The following is an 18,527-nucleotide window of genomic DNA, read 5'->3' as shown; positions in this document are numbered from 1 at the left end:
TGTTGCTTTGGGTTCCACAAACAAAAGCGGAGAGATCAAAATGACTGACGCAAAGACCGATCTGAAATCTATGCTCAAGGACCCCAGTCTGCTGGAAACCCGCGCCTATATTGGCGGCGAATGGGTAGATGGCGACGATGGCACCTTTGATGTGACCAACCCTGCGCGCGGCGATGTAATTGCCAAAGTGGCCGACCTAAGCCGTGCCCAAGTCGCCGGAGCCATCGCCCAAGCCGAGAAAGCCCAGAAAGAATGGGCCGCTTGGACCGGCAAGGAACGCGCCGCCGTAATGCGCAAATGGTTCGATTTGATGATGGAGAACCAGGACGATCTGGGTGCCATCCTGACCGCAGAGCAAGGCAAACCACTGGCCGAGGCCAAAGGCGAGATCGCCTATGGCGCGTCGTTTATCGAATTCATGGGCGAACAGGCCAAGCGTGTGTACGGCGAAACCATTCCCGGCCACCAGCGCGACAAGCGTATCACCGTGATCAAGCAACCCATCGGTGTTGCCGCATCGATCACGCCGTGGAACTTTCCCAACGCGATGATCACCCGCAAGGCAGCCCCCGCGCTGGCCGCTGGCTGTGCATTTGTTGCGCGCCCAGCTGCGGAAACGCCGCTGTCGGCGATTGTCATGGGTGTGTTGGCCGAACGCGCGGGCATCCCTGCGGGCGTGTTCAACGTGGTGCCATCGTCGTCGTCCTCTGCCGTGGGCAAGGAATTCTGCGAAAACCCCGCCGTGCGCAAGCTGACCTTCACCGGATCGACCGAAGTTGGCCGCATCTTGATGAAGCAAGCCGCCGATCAGGTCATGAAATGTTCGATGGAGCTGGGCGGCAACGCACCGTTCATCGTGTTTGATGACGCCGATCTGGATGCCGCGGTCGAAGGCGCGATCCTGTGCAAATTCCGCAACAACGGCCAGACCTGCGTTTGCGCCAACCGCATCTATGTGCAGGCCGGTGTCTACGACGCCTTCGCGGAAAAGCTGAAAGTCGCGGTCGAGAAGCTCAAAGTCGGTGACGGCTTTGAAGACGGCGTGGCCCTTGGCCCGCTGATCAATTCCGCCGCGGGCGAAAAGGTCAAAGAGCATATCGAGGATGCAAAATCCAAGGGTGCCAATGTGATCTTGGGCGATGCTGGCGACATGGACGGAAACTTCCTGCCGCCCACGATCATGACCGGCGTCACCCAAGACATGATGGTCGCGACCGAAGAAACCTTTGGCCCGCTGGCACCGCTGTTCAAATTCGACACGGTCGATGACGTGATCGCGATGGCCAACGACACGATCTTTGGTCTGGCGTCCTACTTCTATGCCAAAGACCTGAGCCGCGTGTACAAAGTCGCCGAGGCACTGGAATACGGCATCGTGGGCGTAAACACCGGTCTGATCTCGACCGAGGTGGCACCGTTCGGCGGCGTCAAACAATCAGGTCTGGGCCGCGAAGGCAGCCATCACGGGATCGAGGATTACCTTGAGATGAAATACATCTGCATGTCTGTCTGATATGTACTTTGCGGGCGGCGGGAAGATCCTGCCGCCCGTTTTCGTTTAAGCAGCCAGCGCCTTGGTGATCAGATTGCCCAGCCGCTTGATCCCCTCGACGATCTTACCCTCGTCCGAGGTGGCATAGCTCAGCCGCAGCGTATTGCGCCCTGATCCATCGGCAAAAAACGCATGCCCCGGCACAAAGGCGACCCGCTCGGTCTTGAGCGACTCGGCCAGCAAATCGGCCCCGTCCAATGTCTCGGGCAGCGTCACCCAAATGAACATCCCACCTTCGGGTTTTGTCCAGCTGACACCGTCCGGCATATACTCTTCCAGCGCGTTCAGCATCACATCGCGCCGCCCACGATAGGCCGCACGGATTTTGGCAACATGGCTGTCGAAATGCTGCTGGGCGACGTCGGCAATCGCGATCTGGTTCAGCGTCGCACTGTGCAAATCTGCCGCCTGCTTCATCAACACCAGTTGGTTGATCACGGGCATCGCAGCGCACACCCAACCGACGCGCAGACCCGGCGACAATGTCTTGGAGAAGCTCCCGCAATAGATCGTGCGACAAGCCTCGATATCACCGCCCTTGCGCGCGGCCTCAAGCGCCAGAATTGGCGGAACCGCCTCGCCGTCAAAGCGCAGAGATTGATATGCCGCGTCTTCGATCACGGCGATGTCCATCTCGTCCGCCAGATCAATCACACGCTCGCGCGCCGCGCGGCTGACCGTGGCACCGGTGGGGTTGGCAAAATCAACCGACAGATAGGCAAACTTGGCTTTACCGCCTGCGGCATCGGCCGCTGCCATGTAATCGGCCCCAGACCGGTTGCTTAATGGGTCCAGCTTGTCATAACGCGGCTCGTAGGCGTTAAACGCGCCCAATGCGCCCAGATAGGTGGGCCAGCCGACCAAAGCGGTGTCACCGGGCGATAGGAACAGCTTGCCCAGATAATCCAGCGCTTGCTGCGAACCGGACGTGATCAGGATGTTATCGGGCGTGGCGGGAATGCCGATTTTCTGCATTTGGTCCGCAATCCAGACCCGCAGCGGTTTGTGCCCTTCGCTGGTTGAATATTGCAGTCCTTGATCGGCAATTGGGCCCGTCAATGCTGTGTTAAATGCGTCTTGGAATGCCTGCTTTGGGAACAGTTCAGGGTCAGGAATGCCGCCGGCAAACGATATGATATCCGGCTGATCCAGCAGCTTGAGCAGCTCGCGGATTTCAGATGCCTTCATGCGCGTGGCGCGTGTTGCGAATATTTCTTGCAAGGACATGGTGCCCGCCTCCCCCCATTGATTTCAGGCACATTGGCGTGCGACTCATTTTAAGTCAATATTAATGACCTAAACCACCTGACGGCCAATACAAAAAGACCCGAGGCACTGCCCCGGGTCCAATTCACGCGATCTGAAGAATGCTTAGTTCACAGACTTCGCATCGACGACATCTTTTTCAATCGCGCCCGCGGTGGAGCTTGCGATCTGGATCTGGCGCGGCTTCAGTGCTTCGGGCACTTGGCGCTCCAGATCGATGTTCAGCATCCCATCAACATGGGTGGCACCCGTTACTTGCACATGGTCGGCAAGGTGGAACCGACGCTCGAACGCACGTGTCGCAATACCGCGATGTAGATAGGTTTTCTCGGTCGCGTCATCCGCCTTGCGGGCTGAAACGATCAGGGATTTTTCCCGTACTTCGACGTTTAGCTCCGCCTCAGAGAAACCGGCGACGGCAATCGAAATGCGGTACGCATCGTCGTCAAGCTTTTCGATATTGTAAGGGGGATAGCTGTTTTGTGCGACATCATTGGTCGCAACGCGGTCCATTAGGTTGGCAATTTGGTCAAAGCCAACGGTGGAACGGTAAAGGGGTGCAAAATCAAAATTACGCATAGGTGTTCATCCTCGTTTGAGCGATTTACATATCCGGACCTTCCACTGCGGACAGGCCCTTGTTTCATGTCCAAAACCCTAACTAGGCGTCTTGGTGAAACTGATGTGGGGATGAATAATTCCGGTTTCAAGAGGGGCGCGATAACGCGATACGCGCAGAAATTTCTGCCTAAGGCTTTACGAACTTGGCACCGGTTGTCCGGCGACGGTCCGTTGCAGATATCGTTTTCCGCTTGATGCCCGGGGCATGGTAAACCCCTTTTCCGGCAACCAGTTCCGCCTGCAACTGCGCAAGGGGCGTGCCCAATGCAGTGCCTAATGAGACTTCATTCCCTTCAACCTGCGCCTTGGCGGACACCACCGAAACGATCTGCGGCACACCGTCGGAGAAGGTGAAAATCGGGGCACCACTTGATCCGAAATCGACGGAACAGGTGGTCACCAGAACACCCTCTTGGCGGGCCAAAACGCTGCACACCTCTTGCAGTGACGGTGCTTCGGCGCGGTCTTTGGCATAGCTGACGACACCCAACCTGTCGCCCCGACGCGGGCGTGCCGCCGTCTCAAAGGGGATAATCGTGGTATTCTGGATCGGGCGGTCAAGCTCTAGCAAGGCCAGATCATTGCGCACCCGCTGGGGTGATACGGCCCCGTCATAGACATAGTCAGGATGCACGACAGCACGGCGGATATTGCGGTACGCGCCCGCCCGCCCGTTGCGCCATCCGGCCAGAAATTCGACAGTGCTGTGATCGATAAGTTGCTTGGTTTTGCGGTCAAACAGACAGTGCGCCGCCGTCAAAACAAGGCGTGGTGCGATCAATGCGCCGGTGCAAAACCCTGCGCCGCCAATGTCCAACCGGCCAACGGCCTCCCACGCGCGCGCATCAACACCAGTCTCAAGGCTGCGCAGGTAGGCATCTTCGGATAACGCCGCTGTCGAGACGGTCAGCAAAGCAAGAGAAAGGGCTACCCAACGGCGCATTGCAAGGCTCCCTTCCTTCGGAGTTCGCTAAATATGGAACCCACCGCTAATGGCAAGATGAGGCATAAATAGGGCAAGACGTCACCGCAGTTTCGGAATCTCGCCCTTGGGGTCATATTCGCGGGTCAGCGCCGGTGGTTTCGGCCCACCACTGGCCCAATCCAACAGTTCGACCGTATGCACCACAGGAATGCCCGCAGCCGACCCGATTTGCATCATGCATCCGATATTCCCTGCAGCAATCACGTCCGGGTTCTTGGCCTGTAGGGTTCTAATTTTGCGATCTTTCAGCTGCTTTGAAATTTCTGGCTGCATCAGATTATAGGTGCCCGCCGACCCGCAACACAGATGGGAATCAGCCGGTTCGACGACGGTGAACCCGGCTTGCTTTAGCAAATCCTTGGGATAGGTTTTGATCTGCTGGCCGTGCTGCAAAGAACACGCCGCGTGATAGGCGACAACCATCCCTTGATCTACCGGCTCACGTGGCACAACGGCGTCTGTTCCAGCAATATTATCCTTGGCGGGGCGGGGTGCTGCCTTGGTATCCTCTGTCTGTTTCAGATCGATCAGCACCTCTGACACATCCCGCGCAATCGCCGATACCCGCGCCGCATCCGCCGCAAGGGGATCATTGCGAAACATATGCCCGTAATCCTTGACGGTGGTCCCGCAGCCGGACGTGTTGATGACAATGGCATCCAGCCCCTTGCCGTCAATTTCGGCGCACCATGCTTTGATGTTTTTGGCCGCCGTCGCGTGGCTCTCATGGGTCTTGCCCATGTGATGGGTCAATGCCCCGCAACATCCCGCCCCCTCGGCTACCACAACCTCGCAGCCCAACCGGGTCAGCAGCCGGATCGTGGCATCATTGATGTCCGTATTCAGCGCCTTTTGCGCGCAGCCTGTCATCAGCGCCACACGTTTTTTGCGCGCGCCTTGCGGGGCAAAGCTTTGCGGATCGTCATTGCGGCTGACGGGCGGGATGGTCTTGGGGGCCATCTCAAGCATCGCCTTAAGCCGCGCGTCCGGCATCAGCCGTGCAAAGGGCCGCCCGATCTTGGCCCCCAACAACGCCAACCGAAACCGCGTCGGATATGGCAGAATTTGCGCCAAGATCCACCGCAGCGCCCGGTCGCTGAAAGGCCGCTTGTAGCGCTGTTCGATATAGTCGCGCGCGTGGTCCACCAAATGCATGTAATGCACCCCCGACGGGCAGGTCGTCATGCAAGCAAGGCAGGACAGGCAGCGGTCGATATGTTTGACCGTCTTGGCATCCGGATCACGGTCGTTTTCCAACATGTCCTTGATCAGATAAATGCGCCCTCGCGGGCTGTCCAGCTCATCCCCCAACACTTGATAGGTCGGGCATGTGGCTGTGCAAAAACCGCAATGCACACAGGCGCGCAATATCTCGTTGCTGCGTTTGATTGCAGGGTTTTTCAGCTGATCTGGGGTGAATGTGGTTTGCATGGAATACTCCGGCGATTACAGGTCACGGCCCGTGGACCATTGAAAAGTCAGGGGGCAAGGATGCTGGCCCAAGCCAGCCCGAACCAAGGGATAGTGGTGCCAATCGCACCCAGAACGGACGTCCAGCGCCGGAATTTCTGACCCGGATAGGCGCGGCGCAGGGCCTGAGTGACAAAGGCCAACACGCCGATCCACGCCAACCAGATCAACAACAGGCTGACCCCGGCCATCAGCATCTCTGCATCCAATGGACGTGCCAAGCCATAGCGTATCGCCAGGGCGGCGGCGGCGCTCACTAGCGCAAAAACCAAAAGAAAGAGCAATTGCCCCCTGGTCGGCTGGCCTTTCGTCATCGCACGAAAAATTAGCGGCCCGACGACGAAAACCAGTAGGAAAAAGAGGATCAGCGTCATGCCGCATGGTCCATCAAGCCCGCGTTAAAGATGCCCTTGGGATCAAACTGCGCACGCAATTTCGACGTCAGCCGCGCCAGACCGGCAGGTTCTGGATGGAACATGCCCAGCTGTGCTTTGGTCTCGGCGCTGGCCCGGATCAGGGTCGCGTGGCCATCAAACGCCCCCACGGCTTGGCGTAAATCATGGCCCGTGGTGGTTAACATCCAGATCAGCCCACCGGCCCAATCGTAAAACCATGCCTGTGCACCGGACCGCGCCGCAATGGCTGGGCCATCAGATGGCTTGCACGACACCCGCCACACATCGCCATCCTTGCCGTGAAACGCCGCCACATCACGGGTATCGGCCCATGTCGCGTCAGATGCTGCGGCATCGCGAACATCTATTTCCGCGCCGGTCGCGCCCAACACTTCACGAAGCTTGCCCAACCTATACGCGACAGACGCTTCGAACCCTTCGACCCGCAGCTTCGTTTCCTGCCGAACCGGATCATGCGCCGCACCTGTTACCTCAAACGGGCTGCCAAGCGCCCGTGCCATCGCCGCCACAGCGCCCGCGTCATCCAAACCATGCAAGACCAGCGTGGCGTGGGTTTCCGGTTTGGGTAATACCTTCAACGATACCTCGCTCAGCACACCAAGGGTTCCATAAGACCCCGCCAACAGCTTAACCAGATCATAGCCCGTGACGTTCTTCATCACGCGCCCGCCGTTCTTGACGACAGCACCCTGCCCGTCGACATAGCGAACGCCCAACAGAAAATCGCGCGCAGCACCGACGGAAATACGGCGCGGGCCGCTGACATTCGCGGCCGTCACCCCACCAATTGTTGGTGTGCCCTTGGTACCCAGCAATGCCCGATGATCCATCGGCTCGAACGCCAACCGCTGGTTTTCACCGGCCAGCGCCGCTTCGATTTCAGCCACCGGCGTGCCTGCCTTGGCGACCACAGTCATGGCACCCGGCTCATGCAATGTAATGCCGCTTAGGCCCGCAACAGACAAAACCTGACCGCCGACCGGGACACCGCGCGTGCCGCCGCCCTGAACCGCCAATGGACCGACAGCGCCCTTAACAGCGTCCACAAGCGCCTGTTCTGAAGTGATGTCCATTCTTCTCTGGCTCCTAAATATCCAAATCCAGCCCTATGCCCCAAACACGGGCGGCCAGTTGTCAGCCTACTCTGCGGCAATCTTCACCGCGCGGCGGGTTTCGGACGCATCCAGCGGAAATACTTTGGCCGGGTTCAACAACCATGCGGGGTCAAACACGTCCTTAACGGCCATCTGGGCGTTCAGATCGGCCGCTGCATATTGCACATGCATAAGGTCACGCTTCTCAATTCCCACACCATGCTCGCCGGTCAGACAGCCGCCCACCTCGACGCATAGCTTCAGCACCTCGGCACCAAACTCTTCGCACAGCTCCAGATCACCCGGTTTGTTTGCATCAAACAAGATCAACGGATGCATATTGCCGTCGCCTGCGTGAAATACATTCCCGACCTTCAGGCCGAAATGATCGCTCATCTCGCCGATACGTTTCAGCACATGCGGCAAGGATGACACAGGGATCGTGCCATCGAGGCACATATAATCGTTGATCTGGCCCATCGCCCCAAAAGCCGATTTGCGACCCAGCCAGATTTTGGCGCTTTCTTCGGCAGATTTGGATTGGCGCAGCTCGACCGGGTTATGCCGCCGCGCGATCTCCGAGATCAGCTCAAGCTGGTGGTCAATCTCGGCGTCCGATCCTTCGACCTCGACGATCAGCAACGCTTCGCACATCGGATATCCAGCTTTGGCAAAAGCCTCGGTCGCCTCGATGCACGGGCGGTCCATGAATTCGATAGCAACGGGCAGAACGCCCGCCTTGATGATGTCGGACACGCAGGTGCCCGCGACTTCGTTATCGTCAAAACCTATTAGAACGGGCCGCGCCCCTTCGGGCTTGTGCAAAATGCGCAGGGTGGCTTCGGTGACAACGCCAAGCTGCCCTTCGGACCCGCAGATCAACCCCAGCAGATCAAGGCCCCCTGCATCCAGATGCGCCCCGCCAATGTCGATGATTTCACCATCCATCAGCACCATTTTCACGCCCATCAGATTGTTCGTGGTCACACCGTATTTCAAACAATGCGCCCCGCCCGAATTCATCGCGATATTGCCCGCAATGGCACAGGCAAGCTGGCTGGAAGGATCAGGCGCATAGAAAAATCCGTGTTCCTCGACCGCGCCGGTCACGCTTAGGTTCGTGCGGCCGGTCTGCACGCGGATGATGCGATTTCCGTAATCCGTCTCGATCACGTCATTCATCCGCGCCACGCCCAATATGACGCAATCGGCTGTTGGCAACGCGCCGCCCGCAAGCGACGTGCCTGATCCGCGCGGCACGACGGGCACGCCTTCCTCGTGGCAGATGCGCAAAACATCCGACACTTCTTGCGTCGATGACGGCAACACCGCGACCATGGGCGGGCATTTATAGGCGGTCAGGGCATCGCATTCGTAAGCGCGCGTTTCACGTTCATCATGAATAACCGCATCAGGCGGCAAGACACCCTGCAACCTCTCAACCATCCGCGCCTTGCGGGCCATTATTTCAGGGTTGGGAATAGGCATTTCCATGGCGCACCTCGCATTTTGGTAAAATAATATTACCAATTTAAGCCATTGGCAAGCTGGAACCGTCCAGCGTATGCATCATTGCATGACTTGGATGGATCGCCTTGCCCTTTTCGGGCCGCTAGATTGCGCCGCACTGGCTTGCATTTTTATTCTATGGTTCGGCATCGGTTGGCTGACCGAGAATTCAGGCACCAAACGCCCGTCAATGTCGCAACTGATGGCGGTGCATCGGCGCGAATGGATGGTTCAGATGATCACGCGCGAGCCGCGGATTTTTGATGCTCACATTCTGGGCACCTTGCGCCAAAGCACTGCATTCTTCGCCTCGACCAGTGTGATCGCTTTGGGTGGTACATTGGCGTTGCTGGGCAATTCGGAACAACTCGCAACCGTGGTCGAAGACCTGTCCCTGACCGACCTGCCCACCATCGTGTGGGAGCTGAAGATGCTGTTACCGTTGTTCTTTTTGGCCAACGGCTTTTTGAAATTTGTTTGGTCAAACCGTCTGTTTGGCTATTGCTCGGTATTGATGGCTGCCGTGCCCAATGACGCGAAAGATCCGCGCGCGCCGCAAATGGCAGCAAAGGCTGCTGAAATTAACATCACCGCAGCGCGGAGCTTTAACCGAGGGCTGCGATCGCTTTACTTTGCGCTGGCCAGCCTCCCTTGGCTGATCGGCCCGATCCCGTTAATTATTGCTGCTATTGTTACTGTTACAATTGTTGGACGACGTGAATTTAAATCAGAGTCCCGGCGCATCCTCTTGGAAAGCTGACGCAGACGACATATATCTATTCTTTAATTCCTTTGGTGAAATTATGTTCAAGATCGCATTCGCAACCGCACTTGTCTTAAGCGCGCAATACGCCGCTGCAGATAATGCGGTGATTGAAAACGTTCGTGCCGTTCAAACGGATGGCCTGTGGACGTTTGATGTCACCATCAGCCATGACGATGAAGGCTGGGGCCATTTCGCCGACGCGTGGCGAATTCTGGACGGCTCTGGCAACCAAATAGCCATCCGCGAGCTTATTCACCCACATGTCGACGAACAGCCGCTGACGCGGTCGCTGTCGGGTGTTGCGATCCCACAAGGCATTACCGAAGTCGGCGTTCAGGCGCGCGACACGATGAACGGCTGGTCTGACGACATCAAAAAAGTGAAGCTTAAATAGGGTTAGACCCGGTGATACGGGCCGCCCGACAGGATTGAGGCGGCACGGTACAACTGTTCGGCCAGCATCACGCGCACGAGCATATGCGGCCAGACCATCTTGCCAAATGACAGCGCGTGGTCTGCGTCATTGCGCAGCTCTTTGGCGATGCCATCGGCGCCCCCAATCACAAACGCAATGTCACCACGCCCCTGATCACGCCAGCCCCCAAGCCGATTGGCAAAGTCGGGCGACGGCTCAACACGCCCGCGCTCATCCAGAACGCAGATCAATGACCCGTCCGGGATCACACGGCGCAGCAAGGCAGCCTCCGCCGCCATTCCACCGTTTTTCTTATCTTCAACTTCGAGAATTTGTGCGGGGCCAAGGCCCAGCGCACGGCCTGTCCGGTCGAACCTTTTCAGGTAGTCATCGATCAGTTCTTTTTCTGGTCCGGCGCGCAAACGCCCGACCACGCAGATATGAACACGCATGCCAAAAGCCTTGCGGGCTTAGTGCGGCATGACGGCTGGTGGCTCAGGTGTGTCTGTAGGCATCCACATCTTTTCCAGCTGATAGAATTCGCGCACTTCTGGGCGGAAGACGTGAACGATCACATCGCCTGTGTCGATCAAAACCCAGTCGCCTGTGTCTTTGCCTTCGACGCGGGGCGTGCGGTTGTATTCGTCCTTAACCATCTGCGCCAGCTTTTCGGCAATCGATGATACCTGACGCGAAGACCGGCCCGAGCACACGACCATATAGTCACCGATAGCCGTTTTGCCGCGCAGATCAATCTGCACGATATCTTCGGCTTTGTCGTCGTCCAGTTGGGATAGGATCGAAGCGAGAAGTGCGTCGCTTGTTGTTACATTTGTGTCGGCAGTCATCATTGCTGCCTGCGGGTGCGCAGCGGGAGCTGCGTTTGAGAGAGTAGACAGGACATTGTCCTCCTTTAGGCGCGCCGACAGTCCCCCGGCGCTGGGGATACTTTAGGATATGCCCACATGGGTGAAATTTCAATGACAAGCAAGGCGATCAGGCAGTTACCAGCCGTCTTGTGTAGTATTCCAGCGTATTTTCGCGGCACGGTCGGTTGGCGCACCACATTCAGAAGTCAACAAAGCGCCCCTATCAGGGGTACGGCCCAATGCGGGCAAGGTTGTATATGCTCTTCTTTACAAAGGGCTTATTGGTTTCGCGTTTGTGTGGCCCAAGCGCCGAATTACCCGCCGCCCAAAAGTAACGTGGCGTTCATGCACAACAATCCACCCCTTCCCCGGGGATGCTCTCTTTCGCCGCCTAATTCGACGCACCTACGCCCCGGCCACGCCAAAATAGCGGCTTATCAAGAATCGGGGCGTTAGCTTTTGGCGTAGCGAACGAACAAGTCGCGCCACCCTTGATCCAAGGCGGCCACGGCATTTGGATCGACGTCACACACATCCTCCCAATACCGGCCCGTTGGTGTATGATATCCAAGCGCGTCTTCTTTCTCGCGCAGCGCGGCATAGCGGGCGCGGTCCAGATCAAGGTTGGCCCGACGGTTGCGCAGCCCATCCGGCTTTGCGCGGGGGAACAGCAGGGCAGACGGGTCTTGGGACAGGTTCACACAGCAGCACCCCTGCTCTGCCGCGACCAAGGCCAAACGTGCGGATTTCGCCCCCAGATCGCGCAGCGTAATGTCATCGCGCAACGGATCGGCGGTACCCGTCCCGTAAAAATGCGTGTCGCCAGATTTCGGATACACCATATCGCAGCCCATAAAGGCCAGAACCGTGGGCCGCAAAGCCGACAGCGCCCAATAGCCCGTGGTAAAGGCCATCGTCCCACCCGCATAGACAAAGCCGCCAAAACCGTTTTGCGCGGGCACAAACGCATTTGCCCCTACCAGTCGTTGATCGGCTGCAACGCTATCGGGCATGCGGTCAGCGGGGAAATCTTCGGGATAGACCAGCGCATTCCAATCCGGGCGCACACGCCAGGCGTTGTTCATGACAACGATGTGGTCGAACCATTCGGCGGGCCAGCTTTGGCTTTCCGTCACATTCGGCCCACTGCCCAATATCAACACCACTTTTTGTTCATCGATCATGGGCTTTGCCAATCTGCTATCGCGCAATGTGAAGATGATAGATGATGTGCGTCCAACAACAAGCTAATCCTCAACTACGGCGGGTGGGTTAGTGTCGAGCATTTTGACCTCGCGCTGCGGGAACGGGATAGAGATGTCATGTTCCTTGAACGTATCCCAAAGCGCCAGATACACATTACCGCGAATATTCGTCAGTCCGCCGGTCGGGTCCTTGATCCAGAACCGCAAAATGTAATCGACGCTGCTATCGCCAAACCCGACGATATGACAAACAGGCGCTTTGAACGACAACACACGCTCCACGCCTTGGGCGGCCTCAATCGCCAGTTTCCGCACCACATGCGGATCGTCGCCATACGCCGTGCCAAAATAGATATCGAGGCGCACAAAATCATTGGAATGCGACCAGTTCACCACCTGTCCTGTAATCAGGTCTTCGTTCGGGATCAGGTATTCCTTGCCGTCGCGCGTAACGACGGATGCATAGCGCGCGCCCAAAGTTTGAATCCAGCCAAAGGTTTCGCCAAGGCTGATCACATCCCCCGGTTTGATTGATTTATCAATCAGGATGATGATGCCGGACACGAGGTTCGACACCACCTTTTGCAGACCAAAACCAAGGCCGACACCAATGGCACCTGACAGCACCGCAAGCCCGGTCAGATCAATACCAACGGCCTTGACCCCCATAAAGAACGCGATGCCGTAGAACGTCAGCTGGATGCCCTTGACCGCCAGCACCTGCATCGACGGGCTGATGTCTTCGTTTTTGCGAATGGTCGCGGCGGTGGTTTGGCTAAAAATCCGCGCGACTGCGAAAAGCAGGCCAATCACCACAAGCGCCGTAATCACTGTGAGAACGGACATCCTGAAATCCCCGACATGCAGTGCCAGCGAATCCAAAAACGCCGAAACGCTATCGACGACATTCAGGAAATACAGCGTCGCATAAATCCACAGGCCCCACGTGACCAAGCGGCGCATCGGACGGTTGCGCACCAGCCGGGTGGCAAAGGCGATGCAGACCCAGACCGACACCAACGTCGCGAAAATACCGATCAGATAGGACCGTGACGGCCAGGTGATGTTCTGCATCACCAGATAGATCACGCTCGAGATCGCGGCGAACCAGATCAGACCCAGCCGCCGCTTGATCTGCACGACCATGCGCAGCTGCCATTTCGACCACCCGTCATGGCGGCGCACCCACGCCTGAATCCAGTTTCCCGACAGGTGATGCAGCGCCCATGCGACCAGCGCCACGGCAATCAGGATCAGGATCTGATACTGACGCCATCCGGGATACAGCATGCTTTCGCCCAGACCGACCCCGCCGGCAATCAGCGCCTGAATGCTTTCCATGAACGTGGCAAAGGGATCAGGGGTCATCGACAAAAACCTCGTGCGCAAGGTGAATAATTCATCCTGCGATGGTGGGACAATCGGCACGATTGGGCAAGCGGTGATCCGCACCACCTATCATCGGCGGCACCCACGGCCCGTAATACTGACCCCAACGGGCCGTCAGCCGCCTTGCCTGTAGGGCTGAAAGGGTCTAATTAGCGCTTTATGACACATGTTTCAGACAACCTGTTCAACATCTGCGACCGTGCACGCCTGCGCGAACGCTTTTTTGGGGCGACCCACACCGTGCTGGCGCGACTATAAAGCCTGCTTGCGCCTTGGCGCATTCCGTCTGACGACCACCAATCACACTTATTTACGGGAGAGGACCACATGTCCCCCAAAACGCTCTATGATAAAATCTGGGATGCCCATGTTGCGCACGAAGCCGACGATGGCACCTGCTTGCTTTATATCGACCGCCACTTGGTTCACGAAGTAACCAGCCCGCAGGCCTTTGAAGGTTTGCGCATGACCGGCCGCACCGTGCGCCGTCCGGATCAAACCATTGCGGTGCCCGATCACAACGTGCCCACAACGCTGGACCGTGCCAACGCCGCCACAATGACCGAAGACAGCCGCGTTCAGGTGGCAGCCCTTGATACCAACGCCAAGGAATTCGGCCTGCATTATTACCCCGTGTCCGACGTGCGTCAGGGCATTGTGCACATCGTCGGCCCCGAACAAGGCTGGACCCTGCCCGGCATGACCGTTGTATGCGGCGACAGCCACACGGCAACACATGGTGCATTCGGGTCATTGGCCCATGGCATCGGCACGTCCGAGGTTGAACATGTTCTGGCCACGCAAACGCTGATCCAGAAAAAATCAAAAAACATGAAGGTCGAAATCACCGGCAAGCTGCCATTGGGTGTGACTGCCAAAGACATCACCATGACCGTCATCGGTGAAACCGGTACGGCTGGCGGCACCGGCTATGTCATCGAATATTGCGGCGAAGCGATCCGCGAGCTGAGCATGGAAGGGCGCATGACCGTCTGCAACATGGCCATTGAGGGCGGCGCGCGCGCTGGCCTGATCGCGCCGGATGAAAAGACGTTTGAATATTGCATGGGTCGCCCGCACGCACCGAAAGGCGCACAATGGGAAGCCGCCCTTGCATGGTGGAAAACGCTTTATTCCGATGACGACGCGCATTGGGACAAGGTCATCACGATCAAGGCCGAAGACATCGCGCCAGCCGTCACGTGGGGCACGTCGCCCGAAGACGTGCTGCCGATCACGGCCAAAGTCCCCGCCGCTGCGGATTTCAAAGGCGGCAAGATCGACGCGGCCAAGCGGTCCATCGAATATATGGGCCTGACCGAAGGCATGCCGTTGACCGACATTAAGATCGACACGGTCTTTATCGGGTCCTGCACCAACGGCCGGATCGAGGATTTGCGCGCCGCTGCCGCAATCCTGAAGGGCAAAAAGATCAAGGAAGGCATGCGCGCCATGATCGTTCCGGGCTCCGGCCTTGTGCGGGCACAGGCCGAGGAAGAAGGCCTTGCCGATATCTTTAAGGAGGCCGGTTTTGAATGGCGTCTGGCTGGGTGTTCCATGTGTCTGGCGATGAACCCCGACCAGTTGGCACCGGGCGAACGCTGTGCTGCCACGTCGAACCGCAACTTTGAGGGCCGTCAGGGCCGGGGCGGACGCACCCACCTGGTGTCACCCGCAATGGCAGCGGCTGCGGCGATTACGGGCCATCTGACCGATGTACGCGAGATGATGTAAGGTTTTGGCAAGGGTTCCACCCCTTGCCAGACAGTAAGGGCACAGCATGCAAAGACGCAGCTTTCTATCCATGATCGGCGCGGTCAGCCTGACGCCACTGTTGCCAGCCATCGGTGCCTCCGCACCGGCGGCGGCAATTGCGAACGGCTATAACCGCTACCAGTATGGGCTGGCGGTATTCCACGCCCGTACACGCATTGGATTGAACGCCGCTGACCTGATCGCCAAGATTCGGGTGAACCCGGCTCAAGCACATGCGATGATGGGGGAAATGTCAGCCTCTGGCATTCTAACCCGTAGCGCTTCTGGCGCGGTCACTGTGTCCTCAAATCGCATCACGTCCAAACCTTATGTGCGCAAAGCGCTTCGTCAGATCATTGACGGCGCTTGTGACGCACCCATTGAACAAACCGCAGAGGCACAGCCTGACGGTTCCCAAACTGGAGTTCAGTCATGAACAAGTTTACCACCCTTAGCGGCATTGCCGCCCCCCTGCCCTTGATCAACATCGACACCGATATGATCATTCCAAAGCAGTTCCTGAAAACCATCAAACGGTCTGGCCTTGGCGTGAACCTGTTTGACGAAATGCGCTATGATGACGACCGCAACGAAATTCCCGAATTCGTTCTGAACAAACCACAGTACCGCGATGCGCAAATCCTTGTTGCGGGCGATAACTTTGGCTGCGGATCGTCGCGCGAACACGCGCCATGGGCGATTGCTGACTTCGGTATCACATGCGTGATTGCCCCCAGCTATGCCGATATTTTCTATAGCAACTGCTTTAAGAACGGCATTTTGCCTATCGCATTGCCGCAAGAGCAGGTGGATATTTTGATGAAAGATGCCGAAAAAGGGGCGAATGCGCGCATCGAAATCGACCTTGAGACACAGACAATCACCAGCTCTGACGGTGAGGTTTTCACCTTCGATGTCGACCCCTTCAAGAAGCATTGCCTGATGAACGGGCTGGATGACATCGGTCTGACCATGGAAAAGGCGGCCTCGATCGACAGTTTTGAAGCTAACGCGTCCCAAGCACGTCCTTGGGTCTAAGTTTTTTCAAAAAACAAGCGAACTAAATTTCACCTCTATAGTGGGCCGCCAAATCCGGCCCACTACATATAGTGCTTGCCTTATTTTTGACCCACCATTGGTGCATTATCGCACCACCTGCTCCTTCAAAATGCCCGATACATTACGTCTTATTTAACATCGGACTTGAGAACTTTGGCAAAAGAAGGCATCAATTGGGCAAGAATGAGGCAGGCCTTCGTCGTCAGAGGGCAACAAGTTGGAACAAGCACGCGGCATTGAATCGTGGCTGGCCAGTCTTGGAAGGGTAGTTTTGTGATTGCACGCATAGCAGGCGCGGGAGCGCGTGGCATCCTTGTGGCATTGTTAGTCACCACACCAGCCTTGATGCTGCCAGGTACCGTTACTGACGCCAACCAAATCACCATGCTGATCGCGTTGCTGGCGTCTTTTCTGACTTTTGTCGAATACAATTCGAAATATCCCAGCATCGTTGAATTCCGTGACGCCCCGCCTTTCAATCGGCTGCGGTTTGCGTCGCTGTTTGCGATCGTGATCGTGCTGACATTGATCCTGAAACATAAATCAGACCCTTCCGGCGTTTCGCAAGCGTTGACGTCAATCGGTACAATCCTTGGCAACGCGATGGATTTCCCGTTTTCCCCGGTGCGAATGATTGTTCTGATGCTGCCGGAAAACTCGGATTTCGCGCTGGTTGAATCCGTTCGGGTGTCGGCTGGTATGGCGTATCTTATCTCGCTTATCTCGATGGCGGCCTTTGTTTTCTTGGTGCGCGTGTTGAATTGGCCCACCCGCAAAGGGGCGTTTAACGTTTGGGTCAATATGCCTTTGTTCGACCCGACAGCAGGCGGTGATGTGATCAACCGCCTTCGTCGCGACGCCCGGATCAACATCGTGCTGGGCTTTTTGCTGCCCTTCGTGATCCCCGCAGTGGTCAAGGCGGCCTCTGATCTGATAGACCCGATCACATTGGAGCACCCGCAAACCCAGATTTGGACCGTCGCCGCATGGGCATTTCTTCCTGCCAGTATGATTATGCGCGGCCTTGCGCTGAGCAAGATTGCCGACATGATCGGGGAAAAACGCCGCCGCGCCTATGCCGCCGAAAAGAAGGCGGAAACAGACGACAACAAAAAGAATATGCAGCCAGCCTAGCTGTCTGCCTGCTGGTTTTACCGGCCCCTTTATGTGCCGACCCGCTCCGCATCGCTACCTATAACACCGAACTGTCACGCGATGGCCCCGGCCTGTTGCTGCGCGACATCCTAAGGGGTTCTGATCCGCAGATTGATGCGGTGGTGCAAACCATTGCACAGGTATCTCCCGATATTTTGGTCCTCCAAGGGTTCGATTACGATTTGGGCGGCGCGGCCCTGTCGGCCTTTGCTGATCTATTGGCGGATGGCGGGGCCGCTTACCCCACCCAATTCGCATTGCCGCCGAACGCAGGCTTGCAAACGGCGTTAGACATGGATGGCGACGGCAAAACCGGCGGGCCGCGTGACGCGCAGGGGTACGGCAGGTTCTTCGGCGATGGTGCGATGGCGATCTTGTCGCGCTACCCTATCGTGCCTGAAGTGCAGGATTATTCCACCCTGCTGTGGCGCGACCTGCCCGGCGCGACCCTACCGCAAACAGATGCAGGGCCGTTTCCATCCGTCGCGGCACAGCACGAACAGCGGTTGTCGTCGCACGGGCATTGGGTGGTTCCGGTAAATACGCCCACACATGGCAGGGTCACGCTGATGACCTCGCACGCGACGCCGCCCGTCTTTGACGGCCCCGAGGATCGCAACGGCTTACGCAACCAAGACGAGATCCTGTTTTGGGATCATTACATGGGCGGCGCGTTTACCGTGCCACCGTCCGAAAAATTCATACTGCTTGGCGATATGAATAACGACCCCAACAAGGGCGAAGGGTTGAAGCCCGCAATCCACCGATTACTGGATCACCCCGTGCTTCAAGACCCGCTGGAAGGCCAAGCTACCGCCCAATTTGACGGGCTGGGCGAAATGCGCGTCGATTATCTGCTGCCGTCTGACGACTGGCGCGTTATCGCATCAGGCGTCGCCCAAAACCCCGCCGCCAGCCGCCACAGCCTGATCTGGGTCGATCTGGACCGCTAGCCGTTCTTGACGCCCCTAGCTGCTCGCGCTACGCCGCTTGCAACATAT

General features: G+C 57.4%; 19 protein-coding genes. 8 read left to right on the top strand and 11 right to left on the bottom strand.

Features of this window, described 5'->3' with window-relative positions:
* Positions 1–40: 40 nt before the first annotated feature.
* Positions 41–1,513: an NAD-dependent succinate-semialdehyde dehydrogenase gene (locus tag WNY39_RS10985; protein WP_342845597.1), complete on the top strand. Its 1,473-nt coding sequence runs from the start codon at positions 41–43 to the stop codon at positions 1,511–1,513.
* A 45-nt stretch (positions 1,514–1,558) separates the two neighbouring features.
* Here the strand turns inward: WNY39_RS10985 and WNY39_RS10980 are convergent, their stop codons facing one another.
* From WNY39_RS10980 to WNY39_RS10950, 7 genes are all read right to left on the bottom strand, one after another.
* Positions 1,559–2,779 (bottom strand): PLP-dependent aminotransferase family protein, encoded by a 1,221-nt coding sequence (locus WNY39_RS10980; protein ID WP_342845596.1) that lies wholly within the window; start codon positions 2,777–2,779, stop codon positions 1,559–1,561.
* Positions 2,780–2,923: 144 nt separating this feature from the next.
* On the bottom strand, positions 2,924–3,397 hold the full coding sequence (locus tag WNY39_RS10975) for an Hsp20 family protein (RefSeq protein ID WP_342845595.1): 474 nt from the start codon (positions 3,395–3,397) through the stop codon (positions 2,924–2,926).
* 169 nt (positions 3,398–3,566) lie between these two features.
* Entirely contained in the window at positions 3,567–4,382 is an 816-nt protein-coding gene (locus WNY39_RS10970; RefSeq protein ID WP_342845594.1) for a trypsin-like serine protease, read from the bottom strand.
* An 81-nt stretch (positions 4,383–4,463) separates the two neighbouring features.
* Complete coding sequence (glcF, locus tag WNY39_RS10965) at positions 4,464–5,855, bottom strand: glycolate oxidase subunit GlcF (protein WP_342845593.1); 1,392 nt, start codon at positions 5,853–5,855, stop codon at positions 4,464–4,466.
* A gap of 47 nt (positions 5,856–5,902) precedes the next feature.
* On the bottom strand, positions 5,903–6,268 hold the full coding sequence (locus WNY39_RS10960) for a hypothetical protein (RefSeq protein ID WP_342845592.1): 366 nt from the start codon (positions 6,266–6,268) through the stop codon (positions 5,903–5,905).
* Positions 6,265–7,383: an FAD-binding protein gene (locus WNY39_RS10955; protein ID WP_342845591.1), complete on the bottom strand. Its 1,119-nt coding sequence runs from the start codon at positions 7,381–7,383 to the stop codon at positions 6,265–6,267. The genes WNY39_RS10960 and WNY39_RS10955 overlap by 4 nt, the downstream gene beginning before the upstream one ends.
* A 66-nt stretch (positions 7,384–7,449) precedes the next feature.
* A complete protein-coding gene (locus WNY39_RS10950; RefSeq protein WP_342845590.1) occupies positions 7,450–8,898 on the bottom strand; it encodes an FAD-linked oxidase C-terminal domain-containing protein in 1,449 nt (482 codons plus the stop codon).
* An 82-nt stretch (positions 8,899–8,980) separates the two neighbouring features.
* On the opposite strand from WNY39_RS10950, the gene WNY39_RS10945 reads away from it, so the two are divergent.
* Together WNY39_RS10945 and WNY39_RS10940 are read left to right on the top strand one after the other, a co-directional pair.
* On the top strand, positions 8,981–9,673 hold the full coding sequence (locus WNY39_RS10945) for a DUF599 domain-containing protein (protein ID WP_341233116.1): 693 nt from the start codon (positions 8,981–8,983) through the stop codon (positions 9,671–9,673).
* A 43-nt stretch (positions 9,674–9,716) separates the two neighbouring features.
* Positions 9,717–10,073 carry a hypothetical protein gene (locus WNY39_RS10940; protein WP_342845589.1) on the top strand — a complete coding sequence of 119 codons (357 nt, stop codon included), beginning with the start codon at positions 9,717–9,719 and terminating at the stop codon, positions 10,071–10,073.
* Positions 10,074–10,075: 2 nt separating this feature from the next.
* Here WNY39_RS10940 and rlmH read toward each other — a convergent pair whose 3' ends face one another.
* The 4 genes from rlmH to WNY39_RS10920 form a co-directional block, all read right to left on the bottom strand.
* Positions 10,076–10,546, bottom strand: coding sequence for a 23S rRNA (pseudouridine(1915)-N(3))-methyltransferase RlmH (gene rlmH / locus WNY39_RS10935; RefSeq protein ID WP_342845588.1), 471 nt, complete (start codon positions 10,544–10,546; stop codon positions 10,076–10,078).
* Between the two features lie 18 nt (positions 10,547–10,564).
* Entirely contained in the window at positions 10,565–10,942 is a 378-nt protein-coding gene (rsfS, locus tag WNY39_RS10930; protein WP_219579114.1) for a ribosome silencing factor, read from the bottom strand.
* Positions 10,943–11,415: 473 nt separating this feature from the next.
* Positions 11,416–12,147 carry a hypothetical protein gene (locus WNY39_RS10925; RefSeq protein WP_342845587.1) on the bottom strand — a complete coding sequence of 244 codons (732 nt, stop codon included), beginning with the start codon at positions 12,145–12,147 and terminating at the stop codon, positions 11,416–11,418.
* 63 nt (positions 12,148–12,210) lie between these two features.
* Positions 12,211–13,509, bottom strand: a complete 1,299-nt coding sequence (locus WNY39_RS10920; RefSeq protein ID WP_342845839.1) for a mechanosensitive ion channel domain-containing protein — start codon at positions 13,507–13,509, stop codon at positions 12,211–12,213.
* A gap of 375 nt (positions 13,510–13,884) precedes the next feature.
* Here WNY39_RS10920 and leuC point away from each other — a divergent pair, with 375 nt between their 5' ends.
* The 5 genes from leuC to WNY39_RS10895 all read left to right on the top strand — a co-directional run bounded on the left by leuC (position 13,885) and on the right by WNY39_RS10895 (position 18,479).
* Positions 13,885–15,291 (top strand): 3-isopropylmalate dehydratase large subunit, encoded by a 1,407-nt coding sequence (leuC, locus tag WNY39_RS10915; RefSeq protein WP_342845586.1) that lies wholly within the window; start codon positions 13,885–13,887, stop codon positions 15,289–15,291.
* A 46-nt stretch (positions 15,292–15,337) separates the two neighbouring features.
* Positions 15,338–15,748 (top strand): hypothetical protein, encoded by a 411-nt coding sequence (locus tag WNY39_RS10910; RefSeq protein ID WP_342845585.1) that lies wholly within the window; start codon positions 15,338–15,340, stop codon positions 15,746–15,748.
* A complete protein-coding gene (leuD, locus tag WNY39_RS10905) occupies positions 15,745–16,350 on the top strand; it encodes a 3-isopropylmalate dehydratase small subunit (protein WP_342845584.1) in 606 nt (201 codons plus the stop codon). Before WNY39_RS10910 ends, leuD begins: the two co-directional genes overlap by 4 nt.
* A gap of 294 nt (positions 16,351–16,644) precedes the next feature.
* Positions 16,645–17,505, top strand: a complete 861-nt coding sequence (locus WNY39_RS10900; RefSeq protein ID WP_342845583.1) for a hypothetical protein — start codon at positions 16,645–16,647, stop codon at positions 17,503–17,505.
* A gap of 8 nt (positions 17,506–17,513) precedes the next feature.
* Complete coding sequence (locus tag WNY39_RS10895; RefSeq protein ID WP_342845838.1) at positions 17,514–18,479, top strand: endonuclease/exonuclease/phosphatase family protein; 966 nt, start codon at positions 17,514–17,516, stop codon at positions 18,477–18,479.
* The last annotated feature ends 48 nt before the right edge of the window (positions 18,480–18,527 follow it).

It is taken from the genome of Sulfitobacter sp. AS59 (genome assembly GCF_038899995.1).
Lineage (GTDB): Bacteria > Pseudomonadota > Alphaproteobacteria > Rhodobacterales > Rhodobacteraceae > Sulfitobacter.
The sequence above is the reverse complement of the archived record's forward strand: the minus strand, read 5'-3'. Positions and strand labels throughout refer to the sequence as shown.

Excerpts from the sequence above, each read along its gene's own strand:
- rsfS (WP_219579114.1), bottom strand. The coding sequence starts at position 10,942 with ATGACTGCCGACACAAATGTAACAACAAGCGACGCACTTCTCGCTTCG.
- glcF (WP_342845593.1), bottom strand. The coding sequence starts at position 5,855 with ATGCAAACCACATTCACCCCAGATCAGCTGAAAAACCCTGCAATCAAA.
- leuC (WP_342845586.1), top strand. The coding sequence starts at position 13,885 with ATGTCCCCCAAAACGCTCTATGATAAAATCTGGGATGCCCATGTTGCG.
- WNY39_RS10980 (WP_342845596.1), bottom strand. The coding sequence starts at position 2,779 with ATGTCCTTGCAAGAAATATTCGCAACACGCGCCACGCGCATGAAGGCA.
- WNY39_RS10920 (WP_342845839.1), bottom strand. The coding sequence starts at position 13,509 with ATGGAAAGCATTCAGGCGCTGATTGCCGGCGGGGTCGGTCTGGGCGAA.
- WNY39_RS10945 (WP_341233116.1), top strand. The coding sequence starts at position 8,981 with ATGACTTGGATGGATCGCCTTGCCCTTTTCGGGCCGCTAGATTGCGCC.
- WNY39_RS10950 (WP_342845590.1), bottom strand. The coding sequence starts at position 8,898 with ATGGAAATGCCTATTCCCAACCCTGAAATAATGGCCCGCAAGGCGCGG.
- WNY39_RS10910 (WP_342845585.1), top strand. The coding sequence starts at position 15,338 with ATGCAAAGACGCAGCTTTCTATCCATGATCGGCGCGGTCAGCCTGACG.
- WNY39_RS10985 (WP_342845597.1), top strand. The coding sequence starts at position 41 with ATGACTGACGCAAAGACCGATCTGAAATCTATGCTCAAGGACCCCAGT.
- WNY39_RS10970 (WP_342845594.1), bottom strand. The coding sequence starts at position 4,382 with ATGCGCCGTTGGGTAGCCCTTTCTCTTGCTTTGCTGACCGTCTCGACA.
- WNY39_RS10955 (WP_342845591.1), bottom strand. The coding sequence starts at position 7,383 with ATGGACATCACTTCAGAACAGGCGCTTGTGGACGCTGTTAAGGGCGCT.
- WNY39_RS10975 (WP_342845595.1), bottom strand. The coding sequence starts at position 3,397 with ATGCGTAATTTTGATTTTGCACCCCTTTACCGTTCCACCGTTGGCTTT.
- WNY39_RS10940 (WP_342845589.1), top strand. The coding sequence starts at position 9,717 with ATGTTCAAGATCGCATTCGCAACCGCACTTGTCTTAAGCGCGCAATAC.
- WNY39_RS10925 (WP_342845587.1), bottom strand. The coding sequence starts at position 12,147 with ATGATCGATGAACAAAAAGTGGTGTTGATATTGGGCAGTGGGCCGAAT.
- WNY39_RS10960 (WP_342845592.1), bottom strand. The coding sequence starts at position 6,268 with ATGACGCTGATCCTCTTTTTCCTACTGGTTTTCGTCGTCGGGCCGCTA.
- leuD (WP_342845584.1), top strand. The coding sequence starts at position 15,745 with ATGAACAAGTTTACCACCCTTAGCGGCATTGCCGCCCCCCTGCCCTTG.
- rlmH (WP_342845588.1), bottom strand. The coding sequence starts at position 10,546 with ATGCGTGTTCATATCTGCGTGGTCGGGCGTTTGCGCGCCGGACCAGAA.